Origin of the sequence: Arthrobacter sp. PAMC 25486 (genome assembly GCF_000785535.1) — a bacterium.
Lineage (GTDB): Bacteria > Actinomycetota > Actinomycetes > Actinomycetales > Micrococcaceae > Specibacter.
The window spans coordinates 179,960-193,095 of the sequence record NZ_CP007595.1; the positions used below are offsets into that span (position 1 = coordinate 179,960).

The 13,136-nt window shown below is 59.1% G+C and carries 17 protein-coding genes and 1 tRNA gene; 3 read left to right on the plus strand and 15 right to left on the minus strand.

The window, feature by feature from the left end:
- Positions 1–221: 221 nt before the first annotated feature.
- From art_RS00835 to art_RS20675, 10 genes are all read right to left on the minus strand, one after another.
- On the minus strand, positions 222–632 hold the full coding sequence (locus art_RS00835; RefSeq protein ID WP_038461930.1) for a hypothetical protein: 411 nt from the start codon (positions 630–632) through the stop codon (positions 222–224).
- The gene (locus tag art_RS00840) at positions 629–1,009 is read right to left on the minus strand and encodes a hypothetical protein (RefSeq protein WP_052135854.1); all 381 of its coding nucleotides are present in this window, start codon (positions 1,007–1,009) and stop codon (positions 629–631) included. The genes art_RS00835 and art_RS00840 overlap by 4 nt, the downstream gene beginning before the upstream one ends.
- The gene (locus tag art_RS00845; protein WP_038461932.1) at positions 1,006–1,410 is read right to left on the minus strand and encodes a DUF6093 family protein; all 405 of its coding nucleotides are present in this window, start codon (positions 1,408–1,410) and stop codon (positions 1,006–1,008) included. The genes art_RS00840 and art_RS00845 overlap by 4 nt, the downstream gene beginning before the upstream one ends.
- A complete protein-coding gene (locus art_RS00850; RefSeq protein ID WP_038461934.1) occupies positions 1,407–1,967 on the minus strand; it encodes a hypothetical protein in 561 nt (186 codons plus the stop codon). Before art_RS00850 ends, art_RS00845 begins: the two co-directional genes overlap by 4 nt.
- Positions 1,968–1,985: 18 nt before the next feature.
- Positions 1,986–2,981 (minus strand): DUF5309 family protein, encoded by a 996-nt coding sequence (locus tag art_RS00855; protein WP_052135855.1) that lies wholly within the window; start codon positions 2,979–2,981, stop codon positions 1,986–1,988.
- A 15-nt stretch (positions 2,982–2,996) separates the two neighbouring features.
- On the minus strand, positions 2,997–3,731 hold the full coding sequence (locus art_RS20670; RefSeq protein WP_052135856.1) for a hypothetical protein: 735 nt from the start codon (positions 3,729–3,731) through the stop codon (positions 2,997–2,999).
- 47 nt (positions 3,732–3,778) lie between these two features.
- Positions 3,779–4,918, minus strand: coding sequence for a hypothetical protein (locus art_RS00865; protein WP_052135857.1), 1,140 nt, complete (start codon positions 4,916–4,918; stop codon positions 3,779–3,781).
- Positions 4,918–6,357: a phage portal protein gene (locus art_RS00870; RefSeq protein ID WP_052135858.1), complete on the minus strand. Its 1,440-nt coding sequence runs from the start codon at positions 6,355–6,357 to the stop codon at positions 4,918–4,920. The genes art_RS00865 and art_RS00870 overlap by 1 nt, the downstream gene beginning before the upstream one ends.
- 9 nt (positions 6,358–6,366) lie before the next feature.
- Positions 6,367–7,914, minus strand: coding sequence for a hypothetical protein (locus art_RS00875; RefSeq protein ID WP_157875084.1), 1,548 nt, complete (start codon positions 7,912–7,914; stop codon positions 6,367–6,369).
- Positions 7,915–7,975: 61 nt separating this feature from the next.
- Positions 7,976–8,389, minus strand: a complete 414-nt coding sequence (locus art_RS20675) for a hypothetical protein (RefSeq protein ID WP_052135860.1) — start codon at positions 8,387–8,389, stop codon at positions 7,976–7,978.
- A gap of 648 nt (positions 8,390–9,037) precedes the next feature.
- Between art_RS20675 and art_RS21985 the strand changes: the two genes are divergently transcribed.
- Positions 9,038–9,319 (plus strand): hypothetical protein, encoded by a 282-nt coding sequence (locus art_RS21985; protein WP_038461936.1) that lies wholly within the window; start codon positions 9,038–9,040, stop codon positions 9,317–9,319.
- 159 nt (positions 9,320–9,478) lie between these two features.
- On the opposite strand, the gene art_RS21990 is transcribed toward art_RS21985, so the two are convergent.
- Together art_RS21990 and art_RS00890 are read right to left on the minus strand one after the other, a co-directional pair.
- Positions 9,479–9,661 (minus strand): hypothetical protein, encoded by a 183-nt coding sequence (locus art_RS21990; protein ID WP_157875085.1) that lies wholly within the window; start codon positions 9,659–9,661, stop codon positions 9,479–9,481.
- Positions 9,662–9,983: 322 nt separating this feature from the next.
- Positions 9,984–10,056: transfer RNA gene (locus art_RS00890), tRNA-Ala, on the minus strand.
- A gap of 146 nt (positions 10,057–10,202) precedes the next feature.
- Between art_RS00890 and art_RS00895 the strand changes: the two genes are divergently transcribed.
- Entirely contained in the window at positions 10,203–10,952 is a 750-nt protein-coding gene (locus art_RS00895) for a hypothetical protein (RefSeq protein WP_162182016.1), read from the plus strand.
- Positions 10,953–11,095: 143 nt separating this feature from the next.
- Positions 11,096–11,224, plus strand: coding sequence for a hypothetical protein (locus art_RS23095; RefSeq protein ID WP_301537946.1), 129 nt, complete (start codon positions 11,096–11,098; stop codon positions 11,222–11,224).
- An 89-nt stretch (positions 11,225–11,313) separates the two neighbouring features.
- Here art_RS23095 and art_RS00900 read toward each other — a convergent pair whose 3' ends face one another.
- The 3 genes from art_RS00900 to art_RS00910 all read right to left on the minus strand — a co-directional run bounded on the left by art_RS00900 (position 11,314) and on the right by art_RS00910 (position 13,123).
- Positions 11,314–12,087 carry a hypothetical protein gene (locus art_RS00900; RefSeq protein ID WP_038461940.1) on the minus strand — a complete coding sequence of 258 codons (774 nt, stop codon included), beginning with the start codon at positions 12,085–12,087 and terminating at the stop codon, positions 11,314–11,316.
- 541 nt (positions 12,088–12,628) lie between these two features.
- Positions 12,629–12,823 (minus strand): AlpA family transcriptional regulator, encoded by a 195-nt coding sequence (locus tag art_RS00905; RefSeq protein WP_038461942.1) that lies wholly within the window; start codon positions 12,821–12,823, stop codon positions 12,629–12,631.
- Positions 12,824–12,946: 123 nt separating this feature from the next.
- Complete coding sequence (locus tag art_RS00910; RefSeq protein WP_162182017.1) at positions 12,947–13,123, minus strand: hypothetical protein; 177 nt, start codon at positions 13,121–13,123, stop codon at positions 12,947–12,949.
- Between the last annotated feature and the right edge of the window lie 13 nt (positions 13,124–13,136).

Genomic DNA, 13,136 nt, shown 5'->3' on the forward strand with positions numbered 1-13,136 from the left:
CCGCGACACCGGGCCGCTGTCACCCGCAGGCGGGTTGTTCTTTGCCCGAGACGACGGGACTTCTTTCAGATACGGGGCAAGCCCAAGATGGGACCGGAGAACCTTGCTCGGCAGGATTCGACCAGTCCGCGTGTCCCGGACTTTCACCCATTCGCGTGCAGCCATTTGGCCACCTTTCAGGCATGAAAAAGACCCCCATCACTGAGTGCCTTTCGGTTTGGTTAGGTGAGCGCCCGGTACTTATCGGACGCGTAGAGGACTACGCGGGCCGGGATTTGTTCATCCCGTCCTGGCAGCTCAGCATGGACATGTTCGATCTTCTGCCCGCCTACGGTGAGCTTGCGCGCCGTCAGGTAGTCGCGGACACGTTGCTGTGCCCACTGGACTTGCCAGCGCAGCTCAGCCGCATTGTGAACATCGGGGGCAGCAGCAACGAACGTGATTGACCAGTCATAGTGCCGGCCGGTCGCCGTCACGCCAACATCTCCAGCGACAGCTAGGCCGGGCGGTGCGTACAGGACCGCATATCGGGCAGGAAGGGAATCTTCCTTGTCCGTGATAATCCCGTCGTACACCGTGACGGACGGGATCGCCGCTTTGACCATCGCCAGCAGTGTGTCTTGGGCGCTCATAGTTTCAACGCCTTCGCCACGGCCTTCATGACGCCTTCTTCAATCAGTTCCTGCTCTTCGTCAGCAGCGGGGAACAGGTGTGGGTGAGGCGCGCTCGTGGAAGTCCCGTGCTCCAGGATCTTCCCGAGGAACGCCTGCTTCTTCCCGACTTGCGGGCCGATTTCCGCTGACATGCCATCGTTGAAGATGTCGAAAGTGATCGACTTGCCATAGTGCTTGGCGTGACGCGCACCCACAGCAGCAATGATCGTGGACACGCTCTTTCGCTTCACATTCGTAGCGCCACGCTTGATAGCAGCACGCCCACCCTCAGCAACGGGCCCCTCGGACCTAAGCAGCTCATTCGCAAAACCGCGCAGCTGGGAGAAGTCGCTCACGCTGTCACCTCATCCACTTGCAGCCGCCGCGCCGTCGCCGCAGTCTTGTGCAGCAGCGCGGCCACGACGTATTCACGACCAAGCAGCTCCGGGTCAAGGGTCGCCTTGGTGCACTCGCCAACGTCACCGATCATGAACCGGCCAGACGCCACAGGAACATGGATCTGATACCGCTGAACAGTGAACAGCCGGCCAGCGGAACCAATGCCAACCTCGTGCGCCTCATAGGTCTGCACCTTGCCCTTGCCCTCGTAGACAATTTCACGCGGCGGATACACAAGATCACCGGTTTCATCATCCCGAATGGGCGGGCCAAGCACAGCCCGTGTGAACCGGAACCGGTCAATCATGAGCCGTTCAGCCAGACGCCGGCCAGCCCGCACCTCGCCAGCGATATTCATCGCTCACCAGTCACGAACACGGCCCGCCCGTAACGCTCGACAAGCTTGACCTCCTGCCGCTCAGGCAGTGCATAACCGGCGTTTGCGCCAGCGTCAGCCCATGCCCTGCGGAAGTCATCAACACCCGTCGAGCTAAGCCCGCCAGTGCCCAGCGTGCCCAGTGTCTCCACAAGCTCAATGGCTTGGGATGCCAGAACACACGTCCAGAGCTTCAAAGCGCCTGGCACTTCCGAAAAGCCGTAGGTGAATGTCACCTCAGCAATACCGGACGTGTGCACATAGAAGCCGCCATCAGCCATATCGGCCACGACGGCCGAGCCGCCGATGGTCACCGAATCAACGGCGACCACCGGCTGCTGCGGGAGGTCCAGCAAGTCCCCGGCACGCACTCGCGTGCGAAACGTGGCTGTCTGCTGCGGGTAAACGTTCTGGCCAATGAGGTCCCGCAAGTATTCGCTAGCGTCTTCCAACGCTGCCTCCACTGACGGGACCTCATCGTCTTCATAAACCCGTTTGACCCTCGTTGAGAGGTCATCAATCGTCGCGAACGCTTCCATGTCAAACCCCTCTCAGGTCTAGCCGCCTACGGGGGGCGTAACGGGCGGGGTGAACAGCGGGCCCAGATCCGTGGCCAAGCCCGTGAGCTTGGCGTGGGTGCGCTCATTGCCGTACTTCAGGCCGATCTCACCGTAGACCTGCACCTTCTCGGATGCGCCGGTCTTCGCCAGCGGCTCCGCGAAGAAGTGGCCCTTGCCCGGGATCGCCAGGAATGCGGGGGCCAGCTGCTCAAGCGAGGCAACCACGAGGCTGTCGGCGGGCATGTCACGGTGAAGCATGATGTTCAGCTTCCCGAAGTCCGTCTCGATGGTCTGCAAGTTCACGCCGAAGTAGTTCCGTGAATCCGGCTGGTTTTGCGTGCCGCCCTTGGAGAAGATCCACGACAGGGCGCGCTTCTGGGTTGAGTTGACGATGATGGTCGCCGTGTCACCCTCGGCCAGTCCGCCGTTGTCGTAGGCCATCTGGCACAGGTCGCCGAACAGTTCCAGCGAAAGCAGCTCACCGGCAGCGGCCTTCTTGTTCGTGGTGATGGCCTGCAGCAGGCCGCGGGTGCGGCGCTCCTTGGTGTTGTCCGTGGGCAGCTGGTAGGTGCCGTTCAGGAACGACCACTCCACGTCGCGGGCAGTCTGCTTCAGCTCCTGCGTCAGCTGCCATCCAAGCTCATCCTGCACCGGGTTGGTGGCGCTGGTGTTCAGCCCGGCCTTCTGCCCAGTCGCGGCCTGCTTCGTGTAGGACACGGAAACAGCTTCCTGATGGATCTGCAGAACGTTGGTGACGTTGGAGCGCTTGCGCCCCTCACCCGCGGGCGCATCCTGGCCTTCCTTCTTCTGCCGGGCAGCCGGCGTGCGAAGGTCGTACTCCTGCCATTCCACCTGCGTGGAGCTGACGGACTCGCCGCCAGTCAGCCCGCCAATGACGGACAGGATGGGGGTCTCGTTCGGGGTGACCTGAAACAGCTCACCCGTGTAGTTGGGCAGTTCAAAGGTTGTGCCCATACCGGTAATTCCAGCCAATTTATGGCCTCCTTGTTACTTGGTTGCGATGCCAGCGAGTTGCTGACTTTTCAGTGCCATGCTCTTCCGGAAGTCACCCGCAGCTTCGGCAGACTTGATCTGCTCAGCCAACGTCGGCGCCTTCGTGTCAGGCTTGGCGGGATCAGCGGGTACGTTGGGCACGCGCTTCTTCGAACCGCTTTGCGCGGCCAAATATGGGTACTTCGCCAGGACAGCATCAATGGCGTCCTGAATGTCGTCGGGGTCGGCTTCACCGTTCGCCCCAACATGGATGGCTTCAAGGTCCACGAGACTGAGCGCAAGCTCGGCGTCTTGGAACGCGCCGGCCGCTGTAGCCTTCACCTCGGCGCGCAGCAGCTTCCCACTGCTCTCCTTGGTCAGCTCTGCGCGGATCTCGGCACGGATCGCTTCCGGGTCCGTGGACGGCTCGGCGGGCTTACGCAGCGTGGACAGCTCCGAGTCGCGTTCCTTGAGCGTGGCACGGGCCTCCCGCAGCTTCTCCTTCATGGAGTCAAGTGCGCGCTTGCCGGGATCGCCCAGCGCCTCGGCACCTTCCGGGTCCGGGTCCTCGGCGGGGTCAACCGCGGGAGCCTCGGGATCGGCGGCAGGATCAACGGCGGTCACCGCATCTGCCGGCGCTTCGGGGTCCAGCTCCATGACGGCATCGCCGAACGTCAGCCGATGGAACGCCATCAGCGCAGCGATGCCACCGGGCGCTGCCAAGTCAATGCCGTGAATTGTTTTTGCCATGGGATTACTTCCTTCTCATTGCGAGTGCCCATTGCGGGCGTAGGGGGTTATTTGATGAAAATCTGGCCGTTTGTGGCCAACCAGCGGCGATAGTCAGCCTCGACCATCGCCGAAATCTGTGGAGTAAGCCGAGCCCGCCCGTAAGGGTTCCGGCCCTGCTGCACGGCATCCCAGTTCAGCTGCGACCTCTGCACACGCTTCTGAGCCGCCGTCATAGTTTCCTTGGATGTGAAGCCGTAGCCCGTGCCGCGCAAAACGCCTTCCGGCTGCTGCCCGCCCGGCAGGATGTACCCGTACTTTTCCAAGTCACGGAGAGCGCCAGGCCGGTCATTGCCGTTCGCCTTATAGATCGCATCCGGGGTCATTCTCGGCTCTCGGCCCTCACCATAAGAGCCCCGCCGCGACGTACCCTCGTTGGTAGTCAGGCCGGCCACGTCCATGCCACGCCGCGAGTTGACGACTTGGAACATGTCGCCGCCGTCACGGATAGCCTGCGCGCCGGCGGCTGTGAATCGCCGGTCCTGCTCTTCCTCGGAAAGGGAGTTGAAGAACTCGTAAGGGTCGGTCATCATGTCGCCAGCTATGTTCTCGCTGGTTGGAATGTGGCGGCAGTTGCAGCCCGGGTGACGGAGAAACCCGTCATTCCACCGGTAGTACTTACCCGCCTGCAGAACGCAGCGACTGCAGGCCCGCGGGTCAACCATGCGAACATAGCCAGTCCGTGCGCGCCGGGAAGTCATCCCAACGCCCGTAGCCGCCCTATGGGCGTCCGCCCCCTGCGTCTGCCCAATCCTCAGCAACTGATCTAGGCCAGCGCCCATGGAGCGCCCCACAGGAGCCCCGTGGCGAATGCCCTGCAAAGCTGTGAACGCCGGAAAGGAAAGCAACGACGCCAGCGCCCGCCCATCAGACGCAACACCAGCAAACGCGGCAGGAACCAGCGCTGACCCTTCAGGACTCATTCCCTGCGAGATCAGCGAAGCATTCACGTACCCGCCAGCATCGGCAGCCAAAGCCGACTGGCCAGTGGTGACCGCCGCAACAGCAGACGGCAACCGCTCAGCCCACGAACCACTAATGTTCGACTGATCCACCCCAACCCACAAAGAAGTGAGCCGGGCCGCGACCGCCGCAGTGACAAGCTTGCCGTAGTTATAATGCAGCACAGCCAACGATTCAGCAGACATCAGACCGCCTCTTGCATCGTCCTCTGAGCCACCAGCAACGGATCATTTTCAAGTTCTATCCGGTGCATCGCCATGATCCGCGTGATCTCAGTAGGACTGTGACCGCGCTTCTCCAACAGGAACTCGAACGGGTAACCGGCTTGCTTGTCCTTCGCCATCGCGTCGGAAGTCTGCGCGTCCGAACGGTTCTCCGCGTCCTTCCACCGCACCTGGCCAAGACGTGCAGCCTTCGCCGCATCATCCTCACCAATCTGGATGGCCATCAGCTCAAACACGTCCCGCAAGCGAGGTTCAAAGAACTCCTGCGCCTGATAGACCTTCTGCACAAGCCCAGTCTCAGCAGCTTTCAAGGCATCGCCAGAAAGGTTGGACAGGCCCTTGTTTGACACAAGGTAATGCGGTGGCGTGCGGGTCTGTGCCGCAATATGCCCCACAGCCTGCTCGATGACGGCCGTGAACACATCCAACTTCGCCGCATCCCACTGGCTGACAGTTGTTGCTTGGCCGGTGAGCCACAGCATGCGGCCCTCGGTCAGCGCCTTCGAGTCAATCGGCCTTTCGCCGATCTTCACGCCCTTGTCGTCAAGGATCGGGATTGACGGCGGTGACTGGCCCATCACCACACGCGCCGGCATCGACGCATGGTCAGCAGCATTGAACAGGTACGCCCACAACAGGTTGATGGCGTTCTGCATCGACACGACGCCAGCAATGTCCGACAGCGGCCCCTCACCCAACACAGGGCGGTTCAGGAACTCAACAATCGGGACCATGCCAAGATGATTCGCACCGTAGCGCTCATCGCCAGGGACCAAATCCCAGCCGCCAAGCGCCAGAAGAACCTTCGCCGGAAGAATCAGCGAGGTAGACCCGCCAATCATGCTTTTACGGAGCTTCCACACCTCATCGGCCGTGTACAAGGTCGCGAACTCGAAACCCTGCTCACGGTCAACCCACGTATTCAGCCCATAGACGCGTTTACGGCCAGTCTCGGCGTCGTACTCAACAATCGCCTCCGACGCGGTGCGCCAGTTGATAATCGCGTCGCCCTCGCCGTCTCCCCACACATGGCAGAACGAACGGCGAGCAATCCCAGCATCAAGAAAACCTTGGGAGGAAAGCGAGTCCTGCTCGTTGAGTAGCCACTGATCCCAGATCTTCTTTTCAATATCCGAAGACTCAGCACCTTCACTGCCAGGCAGCTTGAACCCGATAACCCCGAGACGCTCAGACGACGATGATGCGACGACGCCGCACCAGTTGTCCGAAAACCCTTTGTACCGGGAACCATGAGACTCAGCCCATTCCTTCGTCGCGTACGCCAAAGGCTGCTCGCCAAGGAAGAAGTCCTTCAGCTGCTTCGCCTCAGGCCTACGCTGCGAAAGTTCGGAGGCCAGCCTGTTTGCAATCCGCACGGCCTGTTCAGGAGTCAATGCCATGTTGCCCCCTTACATCACGTAAACATGCTCATCAGCGTTGTTGTTTGCACCAGAGGCAACGGCGTCACCAGTGGCTTCATGCGCAAGAGTCGAGGACATGGAAAGGTCAATCTTCTGCAACTCGGACGCCTTGCCCAGGATGTACTTCTGCCCAGGCCGGGCACGCTCAACCGCGTTCCGCATATGAAACTCAGTCGTCTCACACCCGTCATGGGAGAACTTCGAATCAGGCTCCACAATGGAAGTCTTGAACCCCTCCAACGAGGCGTGCATCTGACTGACACGGTTAGTCCTCCACTCAAAGAAAGTTTTCTCTCCGTAGAGGGCTTTCCACTCGTCAAGCTCAGTCTCAAACTTGAAAGGGTCACAGTAGACGCGCACAAACTCGTACTGGTTGTTGAGGTCAGCCCAAGCAGCGTGCACCTCATTGCGAGGCACGCGCCCATTCCACTCGCGAGGGTCCCAAATCGTTTTGCGTTCCCCGCGGTGGTAGGTCGGTGTGAACTGGTGGAAGTCGAGTGTTTCCAGCCGGATCCCGGAAAGGTCATTCGTCTCAGAACCGTCGAACCCGCCACACACCTTCGTGCGCGGCCGGACCGACGTAGAGGCGAACTTCTTCTCCCACTGGCCAACCTTCAACCAAGACTGTGAACCAGCAACGATGCGGTTACCGAAGAACCGCTCAGCCTCGCCAGGGTTTTCCTCCATCAACGCCGCAGCCTCAGCCTCAATGGACCTGATGTCCACCCAAGGCGAGTGCTGATAGTTGAACGTGAAGATCTTCTTACGGTCAGCCTTCAGCTTGAAGTCCAGCGTGGCCGGTGGCGGGAAATAGTGCTTGTAAATGTCCTTCTGCCGCGACTCATGCAACGACTGAGCCTGCGAGCTCTCCGCAGGGTCGTAGCAGTTCGTGGAACAGGACATCCGCCCGCCCATACCCGCTAGGCCACGGGACAGGGTGCGGTAGAACTTCTTCATCTTGTTGCTGTCAGTCCACAGCCCGATCTCATCCGGGAACGCCGCAGAAATACGGGCACCAAGTCGGCCGTCAGCCTTCGATGTCACCGTTTCAATGCGGGAATCACGGTTTTTGTTCGGGTGCTTGATGAACGCTTCACCAGTACGAAGAATGTTGGCCAGCGGGCCGTTGTCGATCATCGGGACAAGAGCGCCCCAAGTGTTCTCCACCTGATCCTCAACAACAGCCGCAATCTGGATACGTGGCGTCGGTCTCGGACGGCCCATAGGCTCGCCCGGCGTGTACCAGTACACCCAGCCGCAAGGGCAATCATGATCGATGCACTTGAACATGTCGCCAGCCTTGGCCCACCCCGCAAATAGCGACGGGCCAATGAACTCGACCAGCGACTGGGTAGCGATGCCGGGAGACTTGCCAACCTTCTGAGCCGCCATCCACAAGCCAGCACGGTGAGTGAACGCAACGTTCAGCTCGCCAAGTTGCGCCTGCGGCCGCACCTCATAAAAGTTCGCCAAATACACCGCATGGTCCACAGTCGGCACAAACGGTTCCCCCGCTTTGTCGCCCTCCGGAATCACACAATGAGCTTGAATCCACCCCGTGACCAACCGGCCCAGATGCAGTTTCGGGATGGAGTACTCAGGCCCCACGAACCTTGACTCCGGCAAACAGGTCAACCACCGTCCCCGCACCCTGCGGCGCTTCTGGCTGGCCTTCATCGGCAGCGACGGTCATGCCGTCGTGGTCACGGAATCGCCACTTGTTCTTCAGCAGCCCATCACGAGACAGGCCAAGCATTTCCTGCTGCCTGCGCATCTCCGCCAGCAGCGGTGCAGACTTCGTGCCAATCGTGGACTCAACAACCACGACCAGGCGCACATAAAGCGCAACAGCGAACTCCTGAGCATCAAGAATCCAAGCCGGCGCCTGCCCCTGAGACCACAACTGCTCCCAAATCTCGGCCTCACGCACATTGTTGTACTCAGAACCGCCCGTCTCAGTGTCAACAGGATCAAGCAGCGGCCATTCCGGCGCTGGATGATCCCAAGACATCGGCAAAAGGACCCAATCGCCCTTGTCACGCTCACGCGCAAAAGCATCCAGGTCAGCGGCAGGGCCACTGCGCGGACGAGCTCCACCCCTACCCATACTTTCCCTCCAATCCCGCATTGCGCGGGCGTTGAAAGCCGGACAGCGTTGCGCTGAACGGCAAAATCGGGTCACCCCGAAAAGCGTTTGAACCCTCCCGGGGTTTTTCCGACCTCTCCCGCGGTCCTCTGCCCTAGGCCTTGATGGGGCCTCCCCCCTCTTTTGTTGGGGGTTGGTCTTGTCGTTGCGCTGGTTTGGTGTTGTGCGGCTTGTTGTGGGCTGCGTGTGCGCGGCGGGAGGTGTTTGTGAGGCTTGTTTGCCTTGGTTTTATTCGGTGTCGCGTGGTGAGCTTGTGGAGCTTCTTTGTTGACGTTGAAGTCGGCTTGTTTGTCAGCGTGGTGCGCGGTGTATGTGGTGGGGTGGCGTCGTTGCCGGTGGCCACTACCTTCTTGCCGCTGGTTTGGTATTGCGCTGGGTCGCGGTGGTGGGTGGCGTGTGCTGGGGTGGTGTTCGGTGGGCCACTGTTCGGTGCGCTCGCTGTCGCCTGTTGTTCGGTGGCTATTCGTCCCGCATGTTCCATCCGCCTGGTTGTTCTTGGGCGGTGGAGGTGGAGTGGCATCCGTGGCAGAGGCCGCGGCCGTGGACTGGATCGTTTGGGTCGAAGCCGAGCGCTACGAGTGTTGGTCGGTCCTTTGGGTAGTGGTCGGCGTCGGTGCTGGGGCGTATGTGGCAGTTGACGCAGATTGGATCGCGGTCGAGGACGGCGAGGCGGAACCCTTGGTGACCCTTGGTCTTGTATGGGGCGTTGGATGCGCGGCGCCCACGGTTCGACTGCTGCTTGCAGTCAGCGCATCTGCCTGTGCCATCGAAGATGTTGTGACAGCCGGGGCGTGAGCAAACCTTGTAGGCCACTTACTCACCTACCCGAAGTAATGCCCCACATCTGCCCGCTCGCTGCTGTAGCTGTGTCGGGGTGTGGAGAAGTGGCGTCTCGGGTTGTGCTTCCGGTTTGCCTGAGACGGTGGCCGGTTGATTCATTGCTGAACGGACGGATTAGTTCTTATCGTCACTGTTTTCTAGCGCAGAAAGGGCGTAGGCCTTGAATTCTCCGGTGCCGTCCATGTGAACCACCACAGTTTTCGTGTTCAGGCCACCTGCGACGGTGTCCATATAGAACATCTTGGTTCCAGTCCGATATGCGATGTTGCCAAGCTCACCCGATGAAATTACTCTCACGCGGTCATGATTTTGGTAAGTCACTGGCTGCTGGGACATTTGTCGCTCATTTCTTTGATGCGGGCAGGGTGTTCTGCCAACATCATGATCTGAACACGTTCATTCTCAACAGTGTGGGATGCGATCCCGTGGCGGCGCGGGAAGTGTGCATCATCTGTGAGTGCCGGATGATGAGCGGCGCCCGTGCTGGGGGCACGTACTCGGTGCCATTTCCGGTAGCGATCCGGTCACTAGCAGCCAATGGCTTGGCTGTCTCACACCTTGACGTTGCATCGCACAGTGCCCTTTTACGGGAGCGTGCAACTAGACAGCGGGTGGAGAGTGGAGAATGCCAGGGTCGAACTGGCTACCTCCTGCTTGCAAGGCAGGCGCTCTACCAAGTGAGCTAATTCCCCGTGCACCCATCAGTGGTCATGGTCTTTCTCCGTAGCGAGTTGGGTCAGCTTAGGATTGCCTGATGGGATCAAGACATATCAGTGAGAATTTCAGGCGAAACTTGCTCCGAACTGACAGTGCCGGGCTGCAGATTTTTTTGGAGGAAATGCGCGAACTTGAACGCGAAAAGCGACAGCAGTATGTGACTCAAATGACCGCCAGCGTGCGGTCAGCAGTTGCGCGCCTAGAGACCGATTTGGATTCGGACAACGAATACATCAGAGGGGCGGCGGAGAAGCAAATCGACGATGCGAAGGAGCAGCTCAGCCGGGATATTGACAGCGTGGTGAGAAGCGTGGAGATGACTGTTTCGTTGCGTGGCAATGGGAATAGATCCGAAAGGTACACGGGAACACCGGAGGAGTTTGTTCGCGAGAATGTTATTTCGAAGTACAGTTCAGTTTCTGTTCGGCCATCGGGACGAATGTCTTTCCCAAGTATTGACATTTCATTGCACAGGAATTTGGGTGTCACTGTAGCTCTCGAAACAGGGGACATGCAGTTCTATGAGATTGCCAAACTGAAAATCCCTCATTCCCTCAAGAGAGTCAGCCATCCACTGAGCTGGCTTTTCGCCTATGGAGGGGCGGCACTCGTAGGCCTGGCGGTAGCTGCAGTGAGCTCGCTGCTTCTGCTGACGAATATTTACCCCAGCGACTTGTCCGGGTTTCTGCTATTAGCAGTCACTTCCATGGTTCTCATCGTGCCTAAAAACTACTTCCTGCCAAACATACAGATCACTGACGAGCCTAGATTTTCCCAAAAGCTACTCAAAGGATTCGCCTGGGTTCTTAGCTCGTTGGCAATCGGTCTTCTCGGAGCCTTTATTTTCCAGTGGCTCAACCTGACGGCTTAGAATCTCCTTACGCTTTGGACCGGGCCACATGACGAACAGCCAGCGAGGGACGTCCAACAAGAACGATGAATGATCGAAGGTCCGTTCCATGGTGCTCCTTGGTGTCGCTCGTAGGCGCTCATTCGAATTGAAAGCGAGGCGGGATGGAAAGCAATATTTTCTTGGATGGGATTGGCATCGTCAGTCACTTTGGCATGCTGGCTCAAAACGGCGAGCCCAGCGGCTTGGTTGCGAAGGAGAATCTGGGAATGGCAAAGGCTCGAAGCGATTGATTTTGCTTCGAGCCTTTCGTCATTTGTTTCGACGCTAAGAACAATCTATGTGACAGTGTTCGAGAAGTCAAATTGCTTCCCGAAAATGTCTACGCTGCCTTGGCGTAGCTGTTGGCTTTCATCCTGGTCCAGAGGTTTCGGACTTTGCGGATTTGGTAGACGGGTTTGCCGAGGTGGTTGTGTCCGATGGGTGCGAGTTTGCCACGGGATGCCCATTGTCTGATGGTGGCTGGTTTGATGCCTTCCATGGTGACGGGGTCGGATACTGCGCGGCTGATCTCTGCGGCGGTGCCTTGGTGCATCCTTGCTGCTTGGAGTGCTTCTTGTCGCCAGGTGGTGGCGTCCCAGACTGCTTTGCATTTGGGGCATCGGGCGTTAGGTTCACCCTTGTTGGTGAATAGGGGAGTGTTGCAGGCTACTCCGTCCGCCTCGGTGGGGCATTGACCTGCGAAGACGCGTCCTTCGGCTTGGCGGTCCACTACGCGGTTGCGTTCCCTAGCTAGGCCATCGAGGTCTCGCACCCAGTCGTTTGCTTCTTCGTGGGTTGCGAGCCAGCCTGCGTGGGCCTTGGCCTTCTGCGCGAGCTTCGTGGTGTCGGTGACGTATTCGTACCGGCCGAGATCTTTGTCGATGATGATGCAGAGCCCGGACAGCAGTGCGTGATACCTGCTGCGGATCTCACTTGCGCCGAAATGGAACACGTTGCGCTCCTTGGGGGCAATGCCGCCACCCCCGACCTGTTCGCCTGTTTTGGCCTGCATGGTGATTGTAATGTCGAGGTCGCGGAGAAGCTCGGGGATCCGGTTGAGGTGGGTGGTAAGTCGGTTCTTCAGCTGGATGTGCTCGTAGTCAGCGGTCTGCATTCCGTGTCCTCCAAAGACTTGTTCGGCTGAGCTAATTTTAACACGTTCAGGTGTTCCCACAAAGATGGTGAGGCCTTTGTTCTAGGGGTTTTGCGGGTCTCTATTGGGTCGCGTTGGGCGCTGTTGTGTGGAGCGTCGAGCCCAGCGTGGTCGCCAGCCAAGGTGGAACTGTTCTGATATTATTCCTTCAAATCGAAGGGGCTGAGAGGCATCGATGGTCGCCATTTTGGCTACGCATCTTTGGCAGGCGTTTTCCTCGGTCTCCTTGAAAGACAGTGGCATGATCACTCGGATCAGTTTTCCGCAGACCGCTGCCCGGTAGTCCCAGGTTTCTTCAACGAAGAATGGTTCCTGCATAGCCGGTCGGCGCGAGTCGTTGTAGACCGCGTGGACCTGTCCGGGGTTGTCCTTGAGCCGTGGTGCCTTATGCCCGGTGACCGGGTCTTTGGCAATTATGTAGTTCGTGAGTCCTGCAGCGTAGTTTATCTTCTGGCTGGTCAACTTATCTCCATTCGTGTGTCTGATTCTGTCCGGAGTCGGGTTATTTTTGGCTGGCTTGTTCTCGGGCCCATGCGGCAACTTCGTCGGGGTGGTATCGGATTAGTCCGCCCATTCGGTAGAACTTGGGGCCCTTGCCAACGGATCGCCACGTACCGAGGGTGCTGAGGGAAATTTGCAGGCGTGCTGACAGGTCGGTGGGGGTTAGGTACTGGACCACTTCTTCATTCTCGGGCATCGGTCGGTCTCATGAGCGCTGAGTTTGAGTACTTATTGACGTTGAAATCGTCCCATGCCGGCTGGCCGATCTCAGTGAGGCGGGGCGGACTGCTGGTCGCACCCCGCCTCCTGCGAGCGGGCTTTAGCGGCTTTCGGCCGCGGCGATCAGCGAGCTGGGACTAACATCTAGAATTCTCGCGATGGCAAAGAAATCCCTGATGTTCAGCACGCTTTGGTAGTTCAGCTTCTTGCCCAAGGCGCGGGAGCTCAGATGGGTGCCGGCCACTATTTCAGCCCGAGTTGTACCTATGGATTTCATAGAGTCCTTGATG

Coding starts and splice junctions, on each gene's coding strand:
- art_RS00835 (WP_038461930.1), bottom strand. CDS start 632: ATGAGCGCCCAAGACACACTGCTGGCGATGGTCAAAGCGGCGATCCCG.
- art_RS00845 (WP_038461932.1), bottom strand. CDS start 1,410: ATGAATATCGCTGGCGAGGTGCGGGCTGGCCGGCGTCTGGCTGAACGG.
- art_RS00850 (WP_038461934.1), bottom strand. CDS start 1,967: ATGGAAGCGTTCGCGACGATTGATGACCTCTCAACGAGGGTCAAACGG.
- art_RS20670 (WP_052135856.1), bottom strand. CDS start 3,731: ATGGCAAAAACAATTCACGGCATTGACTTGGCAGCGCCCGGTGGCATC.
- art_RS00865 (WP_052135857.1), bottom strand. CDS start 4,918: ATGTCTGCTGAATCGTTGGCTGTGCTGCATTATAACTACGGCAAGCTT.
- art_RS00870 (WP_052135858.1), bottom strand. CDS start 6,357: ATGGCATTGACTCCTGAACAGGCCGTGCGGATTGCAAACAGGCTGGCC.
- art_RS20675 (WP_052135860.1), bottom strand. CDS start 8,389: ATGTCTTGGGATCATCCAGCGCCGGAATGGCCGCTGCTTGATCCTGTT.
- art_RS00895 (WP_162182016.1), top strand. CDS start 10,203: ATGCGCGAACTTGAACGCGAAAAGCGACAGCAGTATGTGACTCAAATG.
- art_RS23095 (WP_301537946.1), top strand. CDS start 11,096: ATGGAAAGCAATATTTTCTTGGATGGGATTGGCATCGTCAGTCACTTT.
- art_RS00900 (WP_038461940.1), bottom strand. CDS start 12,087: ATGCAGACCGCTGACTACGAGCACATCCAGCTGAAGAACCGACTTACC.
- art_RS00905 (WP_038461942.1), bottom strand. CDS start 12,823: ATGCCCGAGAATGAAGAAGTGGTCCAGTACCTAACCCCCACCGACCTG.
- art_RS00910 (WP_162182017.1), bottom strand. CDS start 13,123: ATGAAATCCATAGGTACAACTCGGGCTGAAATAGTGGCCGGCACCCAT.